At 59.5% G+C, this 20,695-nt stretch carries 19 protein-coding genes and 1 riboswitch; of the genes, 14 read left to right on the forward strand and 5 right to left on the reverse strand.

Translation table 11 applies throughout. The features are described from left to right. The first annotated feature begins 185 nt into the window (after positions 1–185). Positions 186–521 (forward strand): hypothetical protein, encoded by a 336-nt coding sequence (locus FHX08_RS29300; RefSeq protein WP_409527426.1) that lies wholly within the window; start codon positions 186–188, stop codon positions 519–521. A 121-nt stretch (positions 522–642) separates the two neighbouring features. Here the strand turns inward: FHX08_RS29300 and FHX08_RS29305 are convergent, their stop codons facing one another. Then, positions 643–3,030 carry a phosphoketolase gene (locus FHX08_RS29305; RefSeq protein ID WP_132656892.1) on the reverse strand — a complete coding sequence of 796 codons (2,388 nt, stop codon included), beginning with the start codon at positions 3,028–3,030 and terminating at the stop codon, positions 643–645. Positions 3,031–3,102: 72 nt separating this feature from the next. Beyond that, positions 3,103–4,278 (reverse strand): acetate/propionate family kinase, encoded by a 1,176-nt coding sequence (locus tag FHX08_RS29310; RefSeq protein ID WP_132656891.1) that lies wholly within the window; start codon positions 4,276–4,278, stop codon positions 3,103–3,105. Between the two features lie 218 nt (positions 4,279–4,496). Between FHX08_RS29310 and FHX08_RS29315 the strand changes: the two genes are divergently transcribed. Further along, positions 4,497–6,092, forward strand: a complete 1,596-nt coding sequence (locus FHX08_RS29315; protein WP_132656890.1) for an inorganic phosphate transporter — start codon at positions 4,497–4,499, stop codon at positions 6,090–6,092. A 6-nt stretch (positions 6,093–6,098) separates the two neighbouring features. Here FHX08_RS29315 and FHX08_RS29320 read toward each other — a convergent pair whose 3' ends face one another. Further along, complete coding sequence (locus FHX08_RS29320) at positions 6,099–7,670, reverse strand: bifunctional diguanylate cyclase/phosphodiesterase (protein ID WP_132656889.1); 1,572 nt, start codon at positions 7,668–7,670, stop codon at positions 6,099–6,101. A gap of 375 nt (positions 7,671–8,045) precedes the next feature. Here FHX08_RS29320 and FHX08_RS29325 point away from each other — a divergent pair, with 375 nt between their 5' ends. Further along, a complete protein-coding gene (locus tag FHX08_RS29325) occupies positions 8,046–8,399 on the forward strand; it encodes a hypothetical protein (protein ID WP_132656888.1) in 354 nt (117 codons plus the stop codon). Positions 8,400–8,700: 301 nt separating this feature from the next. Here the strand turns inward: FHX08_RS29325 and FHX08_RS29330 are convergent, their stop codons facing one another. Beyond that, positions 8,701–9,246: a histidine phosphatase family protein gene (locus tag FHX08_RS29330; RefSeq protein ID WP_132656887.1), complete on the reverse strand. Its 546-nt coding sequence runs from the start codon at positions 9,244–9,246 to the stop codon at positions 8,701–8,703. 105 nt (positions 9,247–9,351) lie between these two features. After that, positions 9,352–9,426: riboswitch (cobalamin riboswitch) on the forward strand. A 50-nt stretch (positions 9,427–9,476) separates the two neighbouring features. Here FHX08_RS29330 and FHX08_RS29335 point away from each other — a divergent pair. The 3 genes from FHX08_RS29335 to FHX08_RS29345 all read left to right on the forward strand — a co-directional run bounded on the left by FHX08_RS29335 (position 9,477) and on the right by FHX08_RS29345 (position 11,211). Beyond that, positions 9,477–9,686 carry a CbtB domain-containing protein gene (locus FHX08_RS29335; protein WP_132656886.1) on the forward strand — a complete coding sequence of 70 codons (210 nt, stop codon included), beginning with the start codon at positions 9,477–9,479 and terminating at the stop codon, positions 9,684–9,686. Between the two features lie 111 nt (positions 9,687–9,797). Beyond that, the gene (locus FHX08_RS29340; protein WP_132656885.1) at positions 9,798–10,532 is read left to right on the forward strand and encodes a CbtA family protein; all 735 of its coding nucleotides are present in this window, start codon (positions 9,798–9,800) and stop codon (positions 10,530–10,532) included. An 85-nt stretch (positions 10,533–10,617) separates the two neighbouring features. Further along, positions 10,618–11,211, forward strand: coding sequence for a hypothetical protein (locus tag FHX08_RS29345; RefSeq protein ID WP_132656884.1), 594 nt, complete (start codon positions 10,618–10,620; stop codon positions 11,209–11,211). On the opposite strand, the gene FHX08_RS29350 is transcribed toward FHX08_RS29345, so the two are convergent. Further along, positions 11,208–11,870 carry a sulfite oxidase-like oxidoreductase gene (locus FHX08_RS29350; protein WP_132656883.1) on the reverse strand — a complete coding sequence of 221 codons (663 nt, stop codon included), beginning with the start codon at positions 11,868–11,870 and terminating at the stop codon, positions 11,208–11,210. The genes FHX08_RS29345 and FHX08_RS29350 overlap by 4 nt on opposite strands. Before the next feature lie 251 nt (positions 11,871–12,121). Between FHX08_RS29350 and FHX08_RS29355 the strand changes: the two genes are divergently transcribed. From FHX08_RS29355 to FHX08_RS29390, 8 genes are all read left to right on the forward strand, one after another. Next, positions 12,122–13,855 (forward strand): sensor histidine kinase, encoded by a 1,734-nt coding sequence (locus tag FHX08_RS29355; protein WP_245508353.1) that lies wholly within the window; start codon positions 12,122–12,124, stop codon positions 13,853–13,855. Next, on the forward strand, positions 13,852–15,207 hold the full coding sequence (locus tag FHX08_RS29360) for a sigma-54 dependent transcriptional regulator (RefSeq protein WP_132656882.1): 1,356 nt from the start codon (positions 13,852–13,854) through the stop codon (positions 15,205–15,207). Before FHX08_RS29355 ends, FHX08_RS29360 begins: the two co-directional genes overlap by 4 nt. Before the next feature lie 120 nt (positions 15,208–15,327). Further along, positions 15,328–15,651, forward strand: coding sequence for an ArsR/SmtB family transcription factor (locus FHX08_RS29365; RefSeq protein WP_132656881.1), 324 nt, complete (start codon positions 15,328–15,330; stop codon positions 15,649–15,651). Positions 15,652–15,707: 56 nt separating this feature from the next. Further along, the gene (locus FHX08_RS29370) at positions 15,708–16,154 is read left to right on the forward strand and encodes an SRPBCC family protein (protein ID WP_132656880.1); all 447 of its coding nucleotides are present in this window, start codon (positions 15,708–15,710) and stop codon (positions 16,152–16,154) included. Between the two features lie 204 nt (positions 16,155–16,358). After that, complete coding sequence (locus FHX08_RS29375) at positions 16,359–17,342, forward strand: tripartite tricarboxylate transporter substrate-binding protein (protein WP_132656879.1); 984 nt, start codon at positions 16,359–16,361, stop codon at positions 17,340–17,342. A gap of 102 nt (positions 17,343–17,444) precedes the next feature. Next, positions 17,445–17,906: a tripartite tricarboxylate transporter TctB family protein gene (locus FHX08_RS29380; protein ID WP_132656878.1), complete on the forward strand. Its 462-nt coding sequence runs from the start codon at positions 17,445–17,447 to the stop codon at positions 17,904–17,906. Between the two features lie 9 nt (positions 17,907–17,915). Then, positions 17,916–19,421: a tripartite tricarboxylate transporter permease gene (locus FHX08_RS29385; RefSeq protein ID WP_132656877.1), complete on the forward strand. Its 1,506-nt coding sequence runs from the start codon at positions 17,916–17,918 to the stop codon at positions 19,419–19,421. Between the two features lie 93 nt (positions 19,422–19,514). Beyond that, the gene (locus tag FHX08_RS29390) at positions 19,515–20,690 is read left to right on the forward strand and encodes a M20 aminoacylase family protein (protein WP_132656876.1); all 1,176 of its coding nucleotides are present in this window, start codon (positions 19,515–19,517) and stop codon (positions 20,688–20,690) included. The last annotated feature ends 5 nt before the right edge of the window (positions 20,691–20,695 follow it).

A 20,695-nucleotide genomic window follows, 5' to 3' on the forward strand; every position in this document is an offset into this window, starting at 1 on the left:
GGTGATGCGAGGGAAATGCAACAGGATCAAGAATATCCCACGCCATATCCAGGGGCCGAAACCACGCAAAAACCGGCCGATGGAACAAGTTTCCGCCGACCTAGTTTCTTTTGTGCAGATTGGAGGATCAAACGATGACCCAATATGGAGACGACAAAAACCGCATCGTGGACGAGGCTACCGGCATGCCAGTCGGACAGCCGTCCTATGAAGAGGAGCTAGCCGATAGGCGGCGCAGCGTCTCGCTCTGGGGTGTGCTTGCAGCCGGCATTCTAGTTATCCTGATTGCCGCCGTGAGCTTCGCGATCTGGCCCAGCACGACAACCGATCCAGCTTCGACCGCATCGACGAAGCCTGACGCAATTAACGCGCAGCCTTCGGGCCAGGGCACGTTCGATAACAATCCGGCAACCGGCTCAATCAAGCCGCCGGAAGCAACCGATCGCGATCCGACACCTGATGGCAGTGGTGGCGGACCGACGGGTGTAACGACGCCGAGCGGTACACAGAACGGCCGATAATTAGAGCATTCCTTTAACGCAATTCCCGATGCAGCTGCTGCACATTCGGGAATTGCTCTCATCACGGCTGGGGAAGGGCCGCGCGGTTTCCGTGCGGTCCGTTTCATATTCTGCCTATCGTTCAGAAGGCAGGCCATTTCCAATTGCGCACGTCAGGCATGTCCTCGCCATATTCGCGGACGTAGGCGTGGTGCTCGACAAGTTTAGCTCTCAGGCTCTCCAGCACTTCAGGCACTTTTTCCTTCAGGCCCGGAACGCGCTCGATCGCCTCGATTGCGAGGTGGAAGCGGTCGAGTTCGTTCAGCACGGTCATGTCGAAAGGCGTGGTGGTCGTTCCCTCTTCGATAAAACCGCGCACATGGATATTGCGGTGATTGGTGCGCTTATAGGTCAGCCGATGGATGAGGTAGGGATAGCCGTGATAGGCGAAGACGACCGGCTTGTCTGACGTGAAGATCGCGTCGAAGTTCTCATCCGTGAGGCCGTGCGGATGCTGATCTTTCGATTGCAGAGCGAGCAGGTCAACGACGTTTACAGTGCGGATCTTCAGTTCCGGAATATGCTGATGCAGCAGGTCGACAGCGGCGAGCGTCTCCATGGTCGGCACGTCGCCGGCGCAGGCCATGACAACATCGGGCGCGACGGTATCGCGCTCATGACTTGCCCAGTCCCAGATGCCGATCCCGGCCTCGCAGTGCTTTATCGCCTCATCCATCGTCAGCCATTGCGGCTCCGGCTGCTTACCGGCGACAATGACGTTGATGCGGTCATAAGTCCTAAGGCAATGATCGCCGACCCAGAGCAGCGTGTTGGCATCGGGCGGCAGGTAGATGCGGACGATATCGGCCTTTTTGTTGGCGACAAGGTCGACAAAACCGGGATCCTGATGCGAGAAACCGTTATGATCCTGCCGCCAGACATGCGAGGTCAGCAGATAGTTCAGCGAGGAAATCGGCTTCCTCCACTCCAGTTCTCGAGTGACCTTCAGCCATTTGGCGTGCTGGTTGAACATTGAGTCGATAATGTGGATGAAGGCCTCGTAGCAAGAGAAGAGGCCATGCCGGCCCGTCAGCAGGTAGCCCTCCAGCCATCCCTGGCAAAGATGCTCGCTCAAAACTTCCACGACGCGGCCATCGCGTGACAGGCTGACATCATAAGGCTCGATCTCCTCCATCCAGACCCGATCGGTGATTTCGAAGACGCTGCCGAGCCGGTTTGATTCCGTTTCGTCGGGGCCGAAAATACGGAAATTCGCATTGGTTTCGTTCAGTTTGAGCGTGTCGCGCAGATAGTGGCCGAGGATCTCGGTGGATTGCACCATGGCCGCACCCCGCTTTTCCACCTTCACCTCATAGGCGCGGATATCGGGCGTGATCAACTCCTTGCGTAAAATACCGCCATTGGCATGCGGATTGGCCCCCATGCGACGCTCGCCCGCAGGGGCAAGTGCCCGCAGTTCCGGCTTCAGCCTGCCGGAGGCATCGAAGAGGTCTTCGGGATCGTAGCCGCGCATCCAGTCTTCGAGGATTTTCCGATGCCCGTCGTCATCGCGGCAATTGGAGACCGGTACCTGATGGGCGCGCCAGAAACCTTCGACTTTCTTGCCATCTACTTCCTTTGGCCCGGTCCAGCCCTTGGGGCTGCGCAGCACGATCATCGGCCAGCGCGGGCATGCCTGCGGCACCTTGCCGTCGCGGGCTTCCTTCTGAATGGTGCGGATACGGTCGAAAACCTCCTCAAAAGCCGCGGCCATCTGCTGATGCATTTTTGCCGGTTCGTTGCCTTCGACGAAGAAAGGCTCATAGCCATATCCTACGAAAAGATGCATCAGATCCTCGTCACCGGCACGGCCGAGGATGGTCGGATTGGCGATCTTGTAGCCGTTCAAATGCAGGATCGGCAGAACGGCGCCGTCACGGGCAGGGTTCAGGAACTTGTTGGAATGCCAGCTTGCCGCCAGCGGGCCGGTTTCCGCTTCGCCATCCCCGATGACGCAGGCGACGATCAGATCCGGATTGTCAAAGGCTGCGCCATAGGCATGGACGAGCGCATAGCCAAGTTCTCCGCCCTCGTGGATGGAGCCGGGTGTTTCCGGTGCTGCGTGGCTCGGAATCCCGCCGGGGAAGGAGAACTGGCGGAAAAGCTTTCGCATGCCGTCCTCGGTCTCGGCGACATCGGGATAGATCTCGCTATAGGTGCCTTCGAGATAGGTATTGGCGACCATGCCCGGGCCGCCATGACCGGGGCCGCACATATAGATGATGTCGAGATCGCGGGCGCGGATGATGCGGTTCAGATGCGCATAGATGAAGTTGAGGCCGGGCGTCGTGCCCCAGTGACCGAGCAGGCGAGGCTTGATATGTTCAGGCTTCAGCGGCTGACGCAGTAGAGGATTGGAAAGGAGGTAGATCTGGCCGACCGAGAGATAGTTGGCCGCCCGCCAGTAGCGGTCGATGAGCGTGAGTTCGGCGTCGGAAAGAACTGCTGGAGTCGAGACATGCTTTTCCATGGATTTCTCCCGTTTAAACTTGTTCAACGTCAATTCTAGTCGATTGCGCCGGCAGGGACTTGATCTGGATCATCAGGAGCGAAGCTTAGAAAGTGCCTCCTGCGCGATCATCTGCTCCTCGTCGGTAGCAATGACATGCGCCGTTACGCGGCTTGCGGGCGTCGTAATCGCGAAGCCGTTGGCGGCATTCGCCTTTTCGTCGACCGCAAGGCCGAGCCAGCCCAGATGCTGGAGAACGGACGCGCGGATTTGCGGCTGGTGCTCGCCGATGCCGGCCGTAAAGATGATGGCATCGAGCCCGCCGAGCGTCACCGACATGCGGCCGATCTCGCCCGCAATGCGCAGTGTGAAGAGGTCGAGCGCCTCGCGGGCTTCCGGGCTGTTATCATCGAGTAGATCGCGGGTATCGGCGTTGATACCGGAAACGCCGAGCAGACCGGAGCGATGGTAGAGCATGTCTTCCACCTGTTCAGCGGATTGCTTCTTTTCCTGCAGCAGATGCAGGATGACGCCGGGGTCAAGCCAACCAGGCCGAGTGGCCATGGGTATGCCGTCGAGCGTCGAAAAACCCATGCTGCAATCACGGCTGACACCTTTTTCCAGAGCGCAGAGGCTGGCGCCGCTGCCGAGATGAGCGGCAACGATCTTCGGTTTGTTCGGGAGCCTGCTGCCAACTTCGCCGGCGATGAATTTGTAAGAGAGGCCGTGAAAACCGTAGCGCTTGATACCCGCGTCGTGGAGCGCGCGCGGGATGGCGAAGCGGCGCACCAGATCGGTCTGCGTGGCATGAAAGGCGGTATCGAAGGAGGCCGTCTGGACAAGATGAGGCTTCAGATGCTTCAACGCCCGGATGAAACGAAGGGCCTGCGGCTGGTGAAGCGGTGCCAGCGGCGTGAGTGCATCGATCGCCTCGATTGCGGCGTCATCGAGAGCTGTTGCTTCGGTAAAGCGGTCGCCGCCGTGAACGACGCGGTGACCGGCAGCGCGCATGGTGCTGATATCGAAATGCTCGGAAAGGAGCTCAAACGTCTCGTCGATGATCGCGTGCAGGTCATCAGTAAGCTTGGCTTTCAGCGGTGTATCGAAAGCTTGCGGACCTTCCATCAGCTTGAAAGCGAGAGGTTCGGCGCGGAAATCGATCACGCCCTTGCCGATGCGCCGCACTTTTCCATCCTCAATGGCAAAGATGCCGATCTTCACCGTTGAAGAGCCTGCGTTGAAGGTCAGGAGAAGATCGGTCGATGGCATGTTGTTTGATGCTCCCGGCAAGCGTGACGATGAACGAACTTAGCGTCATCGGGCTGTGTGGGAAGTCTCCGCCGTACGATGAGCAATTTTTAGTTGCCGATTTCGGTCCATGACGTCGTGAGGCAAGGGATGAAAGGCGAATGGCTGCGTCACGAGAGTTTCACGCTAGGGATTTATTAACAAATGGCAAATTTGCAAATGGAACAAGGAACTATGCCATGGCCGATATTGCCCCAAGCCATAGCGACGTTTCCCATCCGCTGCACCATTCGAACTCCGTCGGCAAATGGTTTCTGCCGGTGTTCGGGCTCATGTTGGTCTGCGGTCTTGGATATGTTGCCTATGCTCTCGCCCGTGATCTGACTGCCGCAGTTGCCGTTCCCTGGATACTTCTCGGCCTCGCGCTGCTGATTGCGCTCGGCTTCGAGTTCGTCAACGGTTTCCACGATACGGCCAATGCCGTGGCAACCGTCATCTACACCCGGTCCATGCCTGCAGAATTTGCCGTCATCTGGTCGGGCTTCTTCAACTTCCTCGGCGTTTTGACGTCCAGCGGTGCCGTCGCCTTTGGCATCCTGGCCTTGCTGCCGGTCGAACTGATCCTGCAGGTCGGTTCCGGTTCGGGCCTTGCCATGGTCTTTGCTCTGTTGATCGCGGCGATCATCTGGAACCTCGGCACTTGGTATCTCGGTCTGCCGTCATCGAGCTCTCACACCCTGGTTGGCTCGATCATCGGCGTGGGCCTTGCCAACCAGTTCCTGGCGCCGGCCGGCACGGCCACCAGCGGCGTAGACTGGTCGCAGGCGGCCAGCGTCGGTCTGTCGCTCTTGATCTCGCCGATCATCGGCTTCGGCCTTTCTGCGATCCTGCTCGTGGTCCTGAAATTCCTCGTGCGCAAGCCCGAGCTCTACCAGGAGCCAAAGGGCAACCAGGCGCCGCCGCTGTGGATCCGCGCCATCCTGATCTTTACCTGCACGGGCGTCAGCTTCGCCCATGGTTCGAATGACGGCCAGAAGGGCATGGGTCTGATCATGCTCATTCTGATCGGTCTTGTGCCTACCGCTTTCGCGCTGAACCGCACACCCGACGTCAATTACCTTGAAGCCTATAAAATGGCGTCCGCACAGGTGGAAACGGCGCTCGGCAAATATGTGAAGCCGGGTATTACCGTCACCGACTACAAGGCTGAGGTCGGTAATGCCGTCAAAAACAAGGCTTGGACGGATGCGACCACGCCGGCACTGCAGCAATATATCCATCAGACGAGCGCTGAAGTTGCTGCTTTCCCGACACTGGAAGCCGTTCCGACCAATCTCGTCGGCAACATCCGCAACGACATCTACCTGATCGGTGAGGCGCTGAAGCTCATCGACAAGCAGAAGCTGCTGCCGATGGATGCCGGTGATCTGAAGGCCGTCACCGCTTATCATGCCTCGGTCGACAACGCGACAAAGTTCATTCCGCTGTGGGTGAAGGTCGCCGTGGCGTTGGCCCTCGGTCTCGGTACCATGGTCGGCTGGAAGCGTATCGTCGTCACCGTCGGCGAGAAGATTGGCAAGACGCATCTGACCTATGGTCAGGGTGCTGCTGCGGAAGTCGTCGCCATGGTGACGATCGCCTCCGCCGACCATCTCGGCCTGCCGGTCTCGACCACGCACGTACTGTCGTCCGGCGTGGCGGGCACGATGGCGGCAAACGGTTCGGGCCTGCAATGGTCCACCGTGCGCAACATGCTGATGGCATGGGTGCTGACGCTTCCGGCTTCGATCGCGATCGCCTTCCTGCTCTTCGTGATCCTGCGTCAGGTCTTCTGAAGTCGCTCAGGCCGTGGAGGCCAGACCAACATTCTGATTGCTGATGAAGATGCCCGCTTCGGTTGCGGGCATCGCCTTTCCGAAGAGATAGCCCTGGCCGATGTCGCAACCGAGCTGAAGCAGAGTGGCGAGTTGGGAGTGTTCCTCGACACCTTCTGCGGTCGTCTTGATGTTGAGACTTTTTCCGAGGGCAAGCATGGCGCGGACGATCTTTTCCTGCTTCTCATCTTCCCGGCAGGTGGCGATGAAGCTCTTGTCGATCTTGATCTTGTCGAAACGGTAGCGGGCGAGCTGTGCGAGGCTCGAATAGCCCGTGCCGAAATCATCGAGCGCGATCTGCACGCCCGCCTCATGCAACTCATCGAGAATATGGGCGGCGATTGCCGGGTCCTGGATCAGCGCGTTTTCGGTGATTTCCACTTCCAGCCGTCTGGCAGGCAGCCGACTTGCCGCAAGTACCTTGAAAATGCGGGAGGCAAGCAGCTTGTCCTCCATCTGCACAGGCGACACGTTGAATGAAAGCCTGACGTGATCAGGCCAGGCGAGGGCGTCGTTGCAGGCCTGGGTGAGGAGATTTTCGAACAGTTCGGTGATCATGCCGGTTTCTTCGGCGATGCCGATGAAGACTGGAGGCGGAATATTCATGCCGTCTTCGTCAGTCCATCGGGCCAGCGCCTCGAAGCCGCAGAGCCTGCCGCTCCTCAGATCGATCAGCGGCTGGTAGTGGGTCTTGATCGCCTTGGCCTGAATGGCGCTGCGCAGCTTGGTCTCCAGCGAGGCGCGTTCCGCTACCTTGCCCTGCATGGACGGCTCGAAGATCAGTTGGTGATTGGGGCCGCGCGATTTCGCCTCGTACATGGCAAGGTCGGCGCGGTGGGCAGCATCCTCCAGCGGCTCTGCACCTTCGTTCCAGCGGTCGTAGCCAACGCTGGCGCCGACCTCGACGGCAAAGCCATCGATCGGGATGGGGCGGGTGACCGCGTGGATGAGCATTTTGGCGAACCACTCCTCGCGTGCTGCGGTGAGGCCAAGGGCGATGACGATGAATTCATCGCCGCCGAAACGATAGACGCAGTCGGCATTACCCAGCGCGCAGATGCGCTTGGCCACTTCGACAAGCAGAACGTCGCCGCCTTTGTGACCAACGAGATCGTTGACCTTCTTGAAACCGTCGAGATCGACGGAGAAGATAGTGACGTTGTTCCTGGCCTCGTCGGGAATATCGCCTTCCTTGTCGGCAAGCTTGGGCAGGATCTTGCGTTCGAAGGCGTAGCGATTTGGAAGCTTGGTCAGGTGGTCGTGGGTGGCAATCCAGTCGGCGCGCGTCTGGGCGGCATCGCGAAGCTGCATCTCCTTGCGAAGATCTGCAATGCGCAACACCGAGTAGATGAAACTCATCGCGCCGGCGATGCCGAGGGCGAGCACAAACTTATCGGCACCGTAATTCTCAAAGCTGTTCATGAAAATGACGAGCCAGCTATCGACATCAAGCAGGGCGCCTGAAATCCATAGCGCCGCACCAAGCGCCATGATCATCAGACATTGCCTTCCCGCCCTCGTCCTGAAGAACTTCGGCATCAGTGTCTCCATCTCCACCCGCGGCGGAACTATCATGAAAGTCTGAAGTGTTTATTGAAACCTGAAGGCGAATTGTTGGGGAATGTGCCATGTGCTTGAGAATTCATCGAAACAAGCACGTGCATTTGGGTTGCACAGCCTCTGACATGTTGCAAGAAACGCCGAATGTTACCGGCAATTTGAACCTCTAGTCGCCTGATGCTTTATGCCTCAATCCAGGGCGGATCGCGGGGATCGAAGTGCGGAAGGATTACGCCCTCTGATCATGCGTCTCTACGGGTGGAGTTGAAGGTTGATAGCATCCGCTCGCCCTGAGCGGAACCAATGTGCTGCTCAAGTCGTTTTCCGGAACCATCCAGGAGAGAGGACGATCTCATGCAACTTGTCGGCACCCAGGTTATTCCCGCCTACGGCGGCAAAGGTGGTTTTACGGTCGAGTTCGTGGGCGACGGCGGCGAAGTCGTCTCCGTGCAGATCAGGAGCGATCGCGGACAGCAATTGAATCGGCTGAATGCAGTGGAAAAGGCGCGGGAGGTTATGAGCCGCTTCGCCACGGCGCCAATCCGCGAGGGCGATAACGAGCGGCCATCTGCGTTAAGGAATGCCCGTTCACGGGGTGACGAGGAGGCGATGGAAGAACAATTGGACGAAGGACTTGAAGGTACTTTTCCCGCCAGCGATCCGGTATCGATCACCAACACCGCAATACCCAGGGGCAGCAAACACTGACCTGGCCTTTCATGGCCGTTGTGGGTGAAGGGAGAAAGGCGAGCGGCTATGGCACGCTCGCCTTTGACGTATTCTGACAGTTCAGGCGACGTTGATCAGCAATGGCAGGCTGATCGCTACGCCGATGAGAACGGCGACGATAGTTGCGATACGCACGATGCGAATGCGCCGCGTGCGCTCCCCACTCCAGTCATAGGTCATTTTTCGTCTCCTCGGGGAAGGACGTAGAGCCCGGAATTCCGGGTTCAGTATGGATGACCGTGTTTGCTTGTGTAAGGCTGGACTAATTTACGAGGATTATTCAGAAACGTAGCGACCAGCGGCGGCCGTCGTGCGTCATGCGCGCCGCGCCGAGAGGTTGGACATCGATGGTCCAGAACGCGGCGGGCGGCGCTTTTAGCACATTCAGGACCGCGGCGCGGATGACGGCTGCATGCGTAACCGCAACAACATGCCCGCCGAGCGGCATTTCCTCGTTCATCCAGCCTGCAATGCGTTTGCCAAGCTGTTGCAGGCTCTCGCCCTCATGTGGCGCAGCATCGGGATCGGACATCCAGAGCGCAACGTTTTCGGGCTCTTCGGAGTGAAGGCTGGTCAGCGGCTTTCCCGCCCAGCGACCGTAATTGCAATCCCTGAGAGAGGGAGCAAGGATCGCGTCAAAGCCCAGCATTTCGGCCGTCTGTCGGGCTCGCAGCGCCGGGCTGACGAATACCCTATCCGCTCGTCCTGGTATCGGCAACGCTGTCTCGCTCAGCGCCTTTTCCTCCAGCGGCTCATCTGCCGGAAAGGAAGCGGTCCGATTGGCGGACGTGGCGCCGTGGCAGATCCATGTAAGGCGAGTGGTCACGTTTCGCGGCGCCCTCCTGAGATAGGGCGGGATGGCTCCGCCCGCATATGAAGTTTCGTTGACAGTGTCTTTGGCGTGCAGATATAACCGTGACGTTGCGGGTTTGGAAGCCGGTGAAACTCCGGCGCGGTCGCGCCACTGTGACCAGCGTGTCGAAATTCTTCGCGTTGGAAGTCAGACCCTACTGCACGCAAGATTTTCGACTGAACGCGTCATTCCAGGAGGAATACATGTCTGATACCACTTTTGCACCCGCCGCAGCACCTGCAGTTATCCCACTCGGCGAGATTCTGCCTTGGGCGATCTTCGGTGGCCTGCTGATGCTCATCACCATCTATTTCGTCGGTACGGAAGAAGGCGCGATGGCGCTCTTCAACGGCATGTATGTGCACGAATTCGTGCATGACGCCCGCCACCTTCTCGGCTTCCCCTGCCACTAAAGCGCGGCGCGCTCTTTTAGATCCGCTCGATACGCTTTAGGTTTTTGTTTTGCATGTCGTCATCGCAAAACTGAACTCTTTTGCGAGACATGCTTCAGGGGAGTGTTTCACATGGTTGGAAATCTTCTGCTTCGCGGCATGATCGCGGGCGCGATTGCCGGTATCCTGGTTTTTGCTTTTGCGCGGTTCTTCGGCGAGCCGCTCGTCGATGCGGCCATCACCTTCGAAGAGGCCGCGGCTCGAGCTGCCGGCGAGGCCGCAGAACCCGAAATCGTCAGCCGCGCCACCCAGGCGGGGCCTGGGCTCTTTATCGGAGTGATGGCCTATAGCGTTGCTATCGGCGGGCTGTTTGCTCTGGTCTTTGCCTTCGTGCACGGCCGCTTCAGCAATCTTTCGGCACGCGGCACTTCGGCCGTCATTGCCGCCGCCGCTTTCGTCGCCTTCGTCATCATCCCAGCAATCAAATATCCGGCCAATCCGCCGGCGGTCGGCAATTCGGATACGATCGGTGCGCGCACAGAGCTGTTCTTCCTGATGATCGTCGTCTCGATTGCTTCGCTGATCGCGGCCATTGCGATTGCGCGCAGGTTGGCGGCAAGCTACGGCGTCTGGAATGCGGCGATCATTGCAGGCGTCCTCTTCGTCGGCTTTATCGGTCTGGTGGAATATCTGCTGCCGTCGATCAACGAAGTGCCGGAGAATTTCCCTGCCATGGTGCTATGGCGCTTCCGCGCGACCACGCTAGGCATGCATATGATCCTCTGGTTGGTTCTCGGCCTGGCTTTCGGGGCGATGGCGGAGAAGCGGCTCGGCGCGAAGAGCGGGCCGCGCCCGGCCTTTCGATAAGTAGCGGAAAGGGGGCTTGCGGCTCCCTCCTTCCTTACGAGGATTATCGTTCTGCGGTTCGCTGCGTCTGGACTTTGGACGTCTCATGAAAAACGGATTCCCTCTCCTTTGTTTCGGCCTTGCGCTGCTGATCGCGGCCGGCGCATCCGCGCATGGAGGCGGGAGCCAAGGCAGCCATGCCGGGTTGCCGGTGCCCGAAATATCTCACGGGGAAATGGCTGTGATTGCCGACTATCGCGGCCATATCATGGATCTCGCCGCAAGCGCGGTCGATACAAATGAGCCTTTCCGGCGCGTGCTGAACTATGCTGAAATCCAGTATTCCTACTGTCTCTGGGGCCGGGTGCCGGGCAGCGTGACGGATGAGGAAAGCCCCTTCAATGAATGCGCCCATGCCTATCTCGCCGCGACCAAGGCCGTACTGCTCGCTATGCGCGACATGCCGCAGGAGGCTGCTGCCGCGGGTGAAATCGCCTCTGCGGTCGATGTCGACATGGTCAGACGCGGGCTTTCGCTGGTGACGTGCCGGTTCAGCGGCGAGGGGTTCAACACCGGCGATGTGGTTCGGCCGCGCTGGAGCGAAATTCCGCTGCATCCGGCGAGCATGGCTTGGTTCACCGGATTTGCAGCGCTGCTCGCTCTCGGCTTCTTTGGCGCTAAGCGACTTCTCAGGGTTTAGTCTTCAGAATAGCGCTGCTCGCGCCATGGATCGCCATACATGTGGTAGCCGTTCTTTTCCCAGAAACCTGCCTTGTCTGCCGACAGCAGATCGATGCGGCGCAGCCATTTGGCGCTTTTCCAAAAATAGAGATGCGGCACGACGAGGCGCATCGGCCCGCCGTGCTCGGGGCTGAGGGGCAAGCCCTCCCATGATGTGGCGAGAATGGCATCTTCGGCGGCAAAATCCGAGAGCGGCAGGTTGGTCGTGTAACCGTCATAGCTGGTCAGCATGACGTAGCTGGCTTCGGCTTTCGGCATGGCAAGATCGAGCAGGTCGCGGGTCGAGACACCCTTCCATTTGTTGTCGTAGCGCGACCACGTGGTCACACAATGGATATCGCTGACGAAGGTGCTTTGCTCTAGCGCCTGGAAGGCTGCCCAATCGAGGTCCAGCGTCGTCTCGACGAGGCCTCGAACCTCCAGTCGCCAGCTCTCGATGGAAATGACCGGCTGCTGGCCGAGATCGAGGACCGGCCAGTTCTTGACCAGATGCTGACCCGGCGGCAGGCGCTCTGTTTCCGGGCGGCTGATGCGGCCGGTCAGGAACTTTCCTTCTGCCGCCCAGCGGCGCTTAGATGTCGTGAGCTTGCTATCTTCTGGGATCCGGTCTTCGCTCATGGCGGTCTCCTTGCAGTGCAGCAATCAGACATCTGCATCTGACAGGTGTCAAGTTTTGGCGCCTCTTGGAAATCCCGACCGCGCTCATTACACTTGGAGCCGTCGGGTTATGCCTCCACGGGGAGCGGAGGCGGAAAGGGAGGAGCGAGACACTGTCTTCGCGCTATCGTGTCATTGCGGCACTTTGCGTCGCACCCTTGCTTGTTTTCGCTTTCTTTTATTACGGGAGCGCGGTTGCTACACGCGCCTATATGGGCGAAGCTTCGGCGCAAGCGGGCACGGCGTTGAGACTTGCCGTCGCGGCGCTGAGCGGCCATCTCAGCCGTTATGAAGCCCTGCCGGCGTTGATTGCCGATCACGACGATATCAAGCAGCTGGTGAGCCGACCAGATGACCAGTCCCTTCGTAAGGGTGCCAATCTCTACCTCAAGGAAATCAACGGGCTGCTGAAATCGTCAGATATTTATGTCGTTCAGCCGGATGGCGAGACGATCGCCGCCAGCAACTACGACAGTCCCGGCAGTTTTATCGGCGAAAACTTCAGCTACCGTCCGTATTTCCAGGAGGCGATTGGGGGGCATCAGGCTCGTTTCTATGCGCTCGGCACCACATCGTTGAAGCGCGGCTATTATTTCTCTTCGCCAATCTCGGTCGATGGGGAAATCCGGGGCGTCATCGTCTTCAAAGTGGATATCGATGTTATTGAATCCTCCTGGAGCGGTGGTGAGTATCGCATCTTCGTCTCCGACCCCGAGGGCATCATCTTCATGTCCGATAGTCCCGACTGGCTCTACGGGGCGATCCTGCCTTTGAGTGCGGATCGCGTGGCGCGCACCGAGGCATCGCGGCGTTATGCCAATGCGAAGCTCGTCGAACTACCGGTCATCCGCCATCGGTTCGAGGATCATGATCTGATGACCCTCGCCAGCGGTCTCGGGCAAAACGAATATCTCGTCCTCTCGCACTATATGCCTGCCGAAGACTGGACGGTAAACGTGTTGATGGACACGAGCTCCATCCGCACGCAGGCCCGAACTGCCCTGGTCGTCGTCTTCCTCATTCTCTGCATTGCTGCGCTGACATTTGCCATTCTTCGGCAGCGGCGAATGCGGCTCGCCGAGCGATTGCAGTTGCAGGCCGAGGCGCAGAACGAGCTGGAGCGGCGAGTCGATGAGCGCACAGCCGACCTTGCCCGCGTCAACAGCCGTATCGAGGAGGAGATCGCCGAGCGGCGGCTCGCCGAACAGCAGCTTCGGCAGACGCAGGCGGATCTTATCCAGGCGGGCAAGCTTGCCGGTCTCGGGCAGATGTCGGCAGCACTCTCGCATGAATTCAACCAGCCGCTTGCCGCCGCCAAAACTTATACGGACAGTGCAGCCGTTCTGCTCGAACGAGGTCGTACGGAAGAAGCGCAGGACAATATCCAGCGCATCGGCGGGTTGATCGACCGCATGGCCTCCATTAGCAGGCACCTGCGCAATTTCGCCCGTAAGCCGAATGAGAAGCTCGGTCCCGTGCCGCTCGAGCAGGCGATCCGCGACACCCTGGAGATCATCGCCTGGCGCCTGAAGGCGGCCGATGCCGATCTCTGGCTGCATCTCGGAGCGCGGCCGCCGGTGGTCAAGGCCGGCTCCGTGCGTTTGCAGCAGGTGCTGGTCAACGTGATTTCGAATGCGGCCGACGCTGTTGAGGGACTGGAGGATCGGCGCATCGAGGTTTCGGCATCCGAAGAGGCTGGCAGGGTGATCCTGACCGTACGCGATCACGGGCCGGGCGTGCCGGCGGCGATTGCCGAGCGTATTTTCGACCCGTTCTTCACTACCAAGGGCGTCGGCAAGGGGCTGGGGCTCGGTCTCTCCATCTCCTACAACATCATCAAGGATTTTGGCGGCAGCCTGACCGTCTCCAACCATCAGGAGGGCGGGGCGGTATTCCGTATCGAGCTTTCGGCCGCGGCGGGCATGATGCCGGAGGCGGCCGAATGAACGAACAGAAGATATTGCTCGTCGACGATGAAGAGGAGTTGCGGCGTTCGACGGCGCAGGCGCTGGAGCTTTCCGGCTTTAGTGTCGAGACCTTTTCCAACGCCGATCATGTGTTGGAATTGATCGGCTATAGTTTTCCTGGTGTCGTCGTCACCGATATCCGCATGCCGGGTATGGATGGCATGACGCTGATGCAGAAGATCCGCGAACTCGATACTGAGGTCCCGGTCATTCTCGTCACCGGCCACGGCGATGTGCAGCTGGCCGTCAAGGCGATGCGCGAGGGCGCCTATGACTTTATCGAAAAGCCGTTCACGCCGCAGATGCTCGCCGGCGTCATCCGCCGCGCCATGGAGCGACGCAGTCTCGTGCTGGAGAACCGGTTGCTGAAGGCCGTCGCCGGCAAGCGTGACGATATCGAGGCACGGCTGCCAGGCCGCACGCAGATTATGGTCGACCTGCGCTATCGTATTCGCGCGATCGGAGCGAGCGACGCTGATACACTTATCGTGGGCGATACAGGTGTGGGTAAGGAAGTGGTGGCGCGTGCGCTGCATGATATAAGCGCACGGGCAAATCGGCCCTTCATTGCCATCAATTGCGCGGCACTCCCGGCGAACCTCATCGAGAGCGAGCTTTTCGGGCATGAAGCCGGCGCTTTTCCGGGTGCAGTCCGGCCGCGCTACGGCAAGTTTGAACATGGGCGGGGTGGGACCATTCTGCTCGACGAGATTGGTTCCATGCCGGTTGACCTGCAAGCGAAATTCTTGCGCGTGCTGCAAGAGAGGATGATTTCGCGGCTGGGTTCGAACGAGATCGTTCCACTTGATGTGCGCTTTATCGCGACCAGCAAGGTCGATCTGGAGGCGGAAGTCGCCGCGAGCCGCTTCCGCGCCGATCTCTTTTACCGCTTGAATGTTGCAACCATTCACGTGCCGTCGCTTTCTCAGCGCCGGGCCGATATTCCTTTGCTCTTCCTGCAGCTCGTGCGGGAGGCGGCAGCGCGCTACGGCAAGGACGAGATGCTCGTGCCGCCGGATGTGGTTTCCGACATTGCGCAGCGGGACTGGCCGGGTAATGTTCGTGAATTGCGCAATGCCGCCGATCGCTTCGTGCTCGGCCTCGATGGCGGCAGCAGGCAGGCCGAGGCTGCGGGGCTTGCCGAGCGCGTGGCCGAATTCGAGCGCGGCGTGATTGCCAGCGCGCTCGTTGCTCATGGCGGCAGCCTGAAGCCGGTTTATGAATCCCTTGGCATTTCGCGCAAGACGCTTTACGAGAAGATGCAGAAATACGGTCTCGACAAGAAGCTGCTGGCGAATGAGATGGCCGGCGAGATGCGCCGCGAGCCCTGATCCCCTACCCAATTTTCGATGTGATCGCCTGTTTTCAGGCCGACTTGATTCATGCCTTGACAGGCAGCCATTTGGTTGCATATAAAATAACAACAGGCAACCAAATGGTTCCGTATTGATATGGATGAAGACGCGGTTTTTCGGGCTCTGGCGGACGGTAGCCGGAGACGTCTGCTGGATCGCCTGCATGCGCGCAATGGTCAGACGCTCGGCGAATTGTGTGAAGGGCTGGAGATGACGCGTCAGGCGGTGACGAAACATCTCGGCATTCTCGAGGAAGCAAACCTCGTTTCCACGCGCCGGCAGGGACGCGAGAAACTGCATTACATCAATCCGGTTCCGATCAACGAGATCGTAGACCGGTGGATCAGCAAATTCGAGCGCCGTGCATTAGAGGCGCTCTCCGATCTCAAGAAGAGCCTCGAAGGCAGCGGCGGCGAATGAATCGTCCGGTCTGCCGGCGAGGGTGTGACCAAGCCTTGACCAAAAGGAGCATCATCATGGCTGGCAGCGCATTCAATTACGTCACCTATATCCGCACCACACCGGAGCAGCTCTGGTCGGCACTCACGACATCGGAATTCATGAAGAAATTCTGGCTTGGCGTGCAGTTCGAGACTGATTGGAAAGTCGGTTCCCCTTGGCAGATGCGTTATTCCGATGGAACCGTCACCGATACCGGCGAAATCCTCGAATTCGATCCGCCCAAAAGGCTGGTCCTGAAGTGGCGTAATGAGTTCAAGCCAGAGCTCAAGGCTGAAGGGTTTTCCCAGTGCGTGATGGAGCTCGAACCGGTCGGCGAGGCGGTCAAGCTGACGCTGACGCATTCGATTCCGGTCGAAGGTTCCAAATTCATTGGTGCAGTCTCCGGCGGATGGCCGCAAATTCTGTCCAACCTCAAATCGCTCCTGGAAACGGGCGAGGTCGTTCTGCCGCCGAACCGGTGACGCAAGGGCGATGGGTGGATTTCCACCCATCGCTTTAACCATTTGTTTCCAAATCAACCCATGCTGCGGCGCACTGTCGCAAAATCATCATTCCTCTCTTCGTGCCGAGATTGCGGCTGCAAGTCCTTGGCCTGCAAATGGAGTATCCAAGCCGGTGCGGAGGATGCACCGGCGAATGACCCATTTTCATCAGGGAGGAAAACGATGAAAATCCTGAAGGCAATGCTCGGCGTGACCGCCGCTGCTGCCATTTCGCTTCTCGCCTACACCGCTTCGGCCCAGACCTATCCCGAGCGCACCATCACCATGGTCGTGCCCTTCGCCGCCGGCGGCCCGACTGATACCGTCGCGCGCCTCGTCGCCGAATCCATGTCGAAGGATCTAGGCCAGCAGATCGTCGTTGAAAATGTTGGCGGAGCAGGCGGCACGCTCGGCGCCGGTCGCGTCGCAAGCTCCGATCCGGACGGCTACACGATCCTGCTGCATCATATCGGCATGGCGACCAGCGCCACGCTTTACCGCAAGCTTGCCTATGACACGTTGAATGCCTTCGAATATGTCGGACTCGTCACCGATGTTCCGATGACGATCGTCGCCCGCAAGGATTTCGAGCCGGCCGATCTCAAGGGGCTGGTTGAGTATGTGAAGGCCAACAAAGACAAGGTCACCGTTGCCAATGCGGGTATCGGTGCGGCATCCCATCTTTGCGGCATGATGTTCATGAGCGCCATTCAGACGCCACTGACAACCGTTCCCTACAAGGGCACCGGCCCCGCCATGACCGACCTTCTCGGCGGTCAGGTCGATATCATGTGCGACCAGACGACCAATACGACGAAGCAGATCCAGGGCGGCACGATCAAGGCCTATGCCGTTACCTCGCCGGCCCGCCTCGATGTGCTCAAGGATATTCCGACCGCCGTCGAAGCCGGCCTGCCCGGCTTCGAAGTGGGTATCTGGCACGGCATCTACACGCCGAAAGGCACGCCTGCCGAAATCAACGAGCGCTTGTCGAAGTCGCTGCAGATCGCGCTGAAGGATCCGAACGTCGCAGCCCGCTTTGCCGAACTCGGAACGGCTCCCTCATCCGAAGCCGATGCGACGCCGGCCGCACTGAAGGCGAAGCTCGAGAGCGAAATCGCTCGCTGGAAGCCCGTCATCGAAGCTGCCGGCGAATACGCAGACTGAGTCCGACTGCGACATCAGCACCCTCCTCCCGGTCGGCAGGAGGGTGTTTGCGCAGTCCCCGATATCAGCCGCGACGCTTTATCTCCAACTCCAGGAGACGTTATGAAATCCCTCAGTTTCGACACAACTAATATCATCTGCGGCGCCTTGCTCGCCGCAACGGGTGCCTTCTTTGCCTATCAGTCGCTGGACCTCGAAATCGGCACGGCGCTGCGCATGGGGCCTGGTTATTTCCCGCTCGTCCTGTCGGGCATCCTCGTTCTGCTTGGTCTCATTATTCTCGTTCAGGCCGTGCGGGTCCAGGGCGAGCCGATCGAGCCGTTCGCCTGGCGCGGCATGCTCTTCATTCTTCCGGCGCCGATCTTCTTCGGGCTGACTGTGCGCGGGCTCGGCTTTGCGCCTGCAATCTTCCTGACCGCCTTCATCGCCTGCTTTGCGTCTACCCGCATGACCGTGCTGATGGCGCTTGGCCTTTCGCTGGTGCTGGCGGTCTTTTCGGTGGCGGTCTTCAGCTATGGGCTCGGGCTGCCATTTGAACGTTTCGGCCCCTGGGTGCGGTTCTAGGAGGCTGCGATGGAACTTTTCAGTAATCTCGCTCTTGGTTTCTACACGGCGGCAAGCCCGGAAAACCTACTTTTCTGCCTGATCGGCGTGCTGCTCGGCACGCTAATCGGCGTATTGCCCGGCATTGGCGCAACGGCAACGATCGCCATGCTGCTGCCGATCACCTTCCAGCTTGAGCCAGTTTCCTCGCTCATTATGCTCGCCGGCATCTATTATGGCGCGCAGTATGGCGGCTCGACAACGGCGATCCTTATCAACATGCCGGGCGAATCCTCTTCGGCCGTTACCGCGATCGATGGCTACCAGATGGCGCGAAAGGGCAGGGCGGGCGCGGCTCTTGCGATCGCCGCGCTCGGCTCTTTCTTCGCCGGCACAGTCTCAACCTTCCTGGTGGCGATCTTCGCGCCGCCGCTCACAGCAATCGCGTTGCAATTCGGTTCAGCCGAATATTTCTCGCTGATGATCGTCGGTCTCGTGTCTTCGATCGCGCTTGCACATGGCTCGGTCGTCAAGGCACTGGCAATGGTGGCGCTTGGGCTGCTGCTCGGCCTTGTGGGGACGGATATCTATACCGGCACGCCGCGCTTTACCCTCGGCATCCGTGAATACGCCGATGGGCTGAATTTCGTGGCGCTTGCCGTCGGCGTCTTCGGCATTGCAGAAATCCTGCGCAATCTGGAAGGCGAGAAGACCCGAACGGTATTGATGGCGAAGGTCTCGGGCCTGTTGCCGTCGAAGGAAGAGTTCAAGGAGATGATTGCGCCGGTCATTCGTGGAACGGTCATCGGCTCAGCGCTCGGCATCTTGCCGGGCGGCGGGGCAATCCTCGCATCCTTTGCATCCTATACGGTGGAAAAGCGCGCTTCCAAGAAGCCGGAGGAGTTTGGACATGGCGCGGTCGCCGGCGTCGCCGGGCCGGAATCGGCCAATAACGCCGGTGCGCAGACCTCGTTCATTCCGCTTCTGACGCTCGGTATTCCGGCAAACCCGGTCATGGCGCTGATGGTCGGCGCGATGATCATCCAGGGCATCGTGCCAGGGCCGAACGTGGCGACGGAACAGCCTGCACTCTTCTGGGGCATCATCGCTTCCATGTGGATCGGCAATCTGATGCTCGTCATTCTCAACCTGCCGCTGATCGGTCTGTGGGTGAAGCTGCTGACAGTGCCGTACTACGTGCTTTTCCCTATCATCATGGCCTTCTGTTCGATCGGGGTCTACAGCGTCAATTCCAACGTCTACGACCTTTACGCCGTCGCCTTCTTCGGCCTCATCGGCTACCTGCTCGCCAAGCTTCGCTGCGAGCCGGCGCCGTTGCTGCTTGGCTTCGTGCTGGGCCCGCTGCTCGAAGAGAACCTGCGACGCGCCATGATCCTGTCCCGGGGTGATGCGACGACTTTCATCACACGGCCGATCAGCGCCACCCTGCTGGCGATTGCCGTTGCTGTGCTGATTGTCGTCTTCCTGCCGAGCGTCAAGCGCAAGCGCGAAGAGGTCTTTGTCGAAGAGGCGTAGAGGCTTGCGCTTACGGCTTGTTTGTTGAAAAAAGAACAATCTGATGCGGGCGCCGTCGGGCGCCCGTTTTCGTCTTACAGGATATCCAGGCTCATGAGCATTCCCGCCCGGATCAGCAACGATCTGCCCTTTCTAACCTCCCTCCGTCGCGACCTACATGCCCACCCCGAACTAGGCTTCGAGGAAGAGCGCACCAGCGCGATCGTCGCGAAGCTTCTCGAAGAAGCAGGCATCAAAGTGCATCGCGGTCTCGGCGGCACCGGTGTGGTCGGCACGCTTCAGATCGGTAACGGCACGCGTGCGATAGGACTGAGGGCAGACATGGATGCGCTCGCCATGCCGGAGACGGCGGAGCGACCCTACAAGTCGACGGTGCCAGGCAAGATGCATGCCTGTGGTCATGATGGGCACACAACGATGCTGCTCGGAGCGGCTCGCTATCTGGCGGAGACGCGGGGCTTTTCCGGCACAGTGCATTTCATATTCCAGCCGGCCGAAGAAGGCCGCGGCGGTGCAAGGCGCATGGTGGAAGAGGGACTGTTCAAGCAATTTCCCTGCGATGCCGTTTTTGGGTTGCACAATATGCCGGGGCTTGCCGTGGATGAGATCGCAGTCGTCGAGGGGCCGCAGCTTGCATCCTCGGATAGTTGGCGGATCACATTCCGGGGTGTCGGCACGCATGGGGCAAAGCCCCATCTCGGTCGTGATCCGATCACCGCTGCCGGCATTTTCCTGTCGTCGCTGCAGACGATCGTCGGGCGCGTCGTCGATCCCCTTCAGCCGGCTGTCGTCAGCGCCTGTTCAATACAGGCGGGCAATCCAAAGGCATTGAACGTGATCCCCGATATCGTCGAAATCGGTGGAACGGCGCGCGCATATTCGCTCGAGGTTCGCGATCAGCTTGAGGTGGAAATCGGCCGGCTTGCGCAGGGCACCGCCGCCATGTTCGGTATTTCGGTCGACTATGAATTCGAGCGTCGCATTCCGCCCGTCGTCAACAATGCGGATGCGACGTCGCGCGCTTTAGGCGCCGCACAGGCCGTTTTCGGGGAAAGGGTGCGCACGAGCTTTCCGCCGTCGACCGCAGGCGACGATTTCGCCTTCTTCGGGCAGAACGTTCCCGGCTGTTACGTCTGGCTGGGCAATGGTCCGGCCGTTGATGGCGCGTTGCATCACAATACTGCCTATGACTTCAATGACGAGGCACTGGGGTATGGCGCAGCCTATTGGGTGGCGCTGGTGGAGCGGGAGCTGAAGACTGAGACGTAAGCCGC

The organism is Rhizobium sp. BK529 (assembly GCF_014194105.1).
Taxonomy (GTDB): domain Bacteria; phylum Pseudomonadota; class Alphaproteobacteria; order Rhizobiales; family Rhizobiaceae; genus Rhizobium.

Coding starts and splice junctions, on each gene's coding strand:
- FHX08_RS29300 (WP_409527426.1), top strand. CDS start 186: ATGCCAGTCGGACAGCCGTCCTATGAAGAGGAGCTAGCCGATAGGCGG.
- FHX08_RS29305 (WP_132656892.1), bottom strand. CDS start 3,030: ATGGAAAAGCATGTCTCGACTCCAGCAGTTCTTTCCGACGCCGAACTC.
- FHX08_RS29310 (WP_132656891.1), bottom strand. CDS start 4,278: ATGCCATCGACCGATCTTCTCCTGACCTTCAACGCAGGCTCTTCAACG.
- FHX08_RS29315 (WP_132656890.1), top strand. CDS start 4,497: ATGGCCGATATTGCCCCAAGCCATAGCGACGTTTCCCATCCGCTGCAC.
- FHX08_RS29320 (WP_132656889.1), bottom strand. CDS start 7,670: ATGCCGAAGTTCTTCAGGACGAGGGCGGGAAGGCAATGTCTGATGATC.
- FHX08_RS29325 (WP_132656888.1), top strand. CDS start 8,046: ATGCAACTTGTCGGCACCCAGGTTATTCCCGCCTACGGCGGCAAAGGT.
- FHX08_RS29335 (WP_132656886.1), top strand. CDS start 9,477: ATGTCTGATACCACTTTTGCACCCGCCGCAGCACCTGCAGTTATCCCA.
- FHX08_RS29340 (WP_132656885.1), top strand. CDS start 9,798: ATGGTTGGAAATCTTCTGCTTCGCGGCATGATCGCGGGCGCGATTGCC.
- FHX08_RS29345 (WP_132656884.1), top strand. CDS start 10,618: ATGAAAAACGGATTCCCTCTCCTTTGTTTCGGCCTTGCGCTGCTGATC.
- FHX08_RS29350 (WP_132656883.1), bottom strand. CDS start 11,870: ATGAGCGAAGACCGGATCCCAGAAGATAGCAAGCTCACGACATCTAAG.
- FHX08_RS29355 (WP_245508353.1), top strand. CDS start 12,122: ATGGGCGAAGCTTCGGCGCAAGCGGGCACGGCGTTGAGACTTGCCGTC.
- FHX08_RS29360 (WP_132656882.1), top strand. CDS start 13,852: ATGAACGAACAGAAGATATTGCTCGTCGACGATGAAGAGGAGTTGCGG.
- FHX08_RS29365 (WP_132656881.1), top strand. CDS start 15,328: ATGGATGAAGACGCGGTTTTTCGGGCTCTGGCGGACGGTAGCCGGAGA.
- FHX08_RS29370 (WP_132656880.1), top strand. CDS start 15,708: ATGGCTGGCAGCGCATTCAATTACGTCACCTATATCCGCACCACACCG.
- FHX08_RS29375 (WP_132656879.1), top strand. CDS start 16,359: ATGAAAATCCTGAAGGCAATGCTCGGCGTGACCGCCGCTGCTGCCATT.
- FHX08_RS29380 (WP_132656878.1), top strand. CDS start 17,445: ATGAAATCCCTCAGTTTCGACACAACTAATATCATCTGCGGCGCCTTG.
- FHX08_RS29385 (WP_132656877.1), top strand. CDS start 17,916: ATGGAACTTTTCAGTAATCTCGCTCTTGGTTTCTACACGGCGGCAAGC.
- FHX08_RS29390 (WP_132656876.1), top strand. CDS start 19,515: ATGAGCATTCCCGCCCGGATCAGCAACGATCTGCCCTTTCTAACCTCC.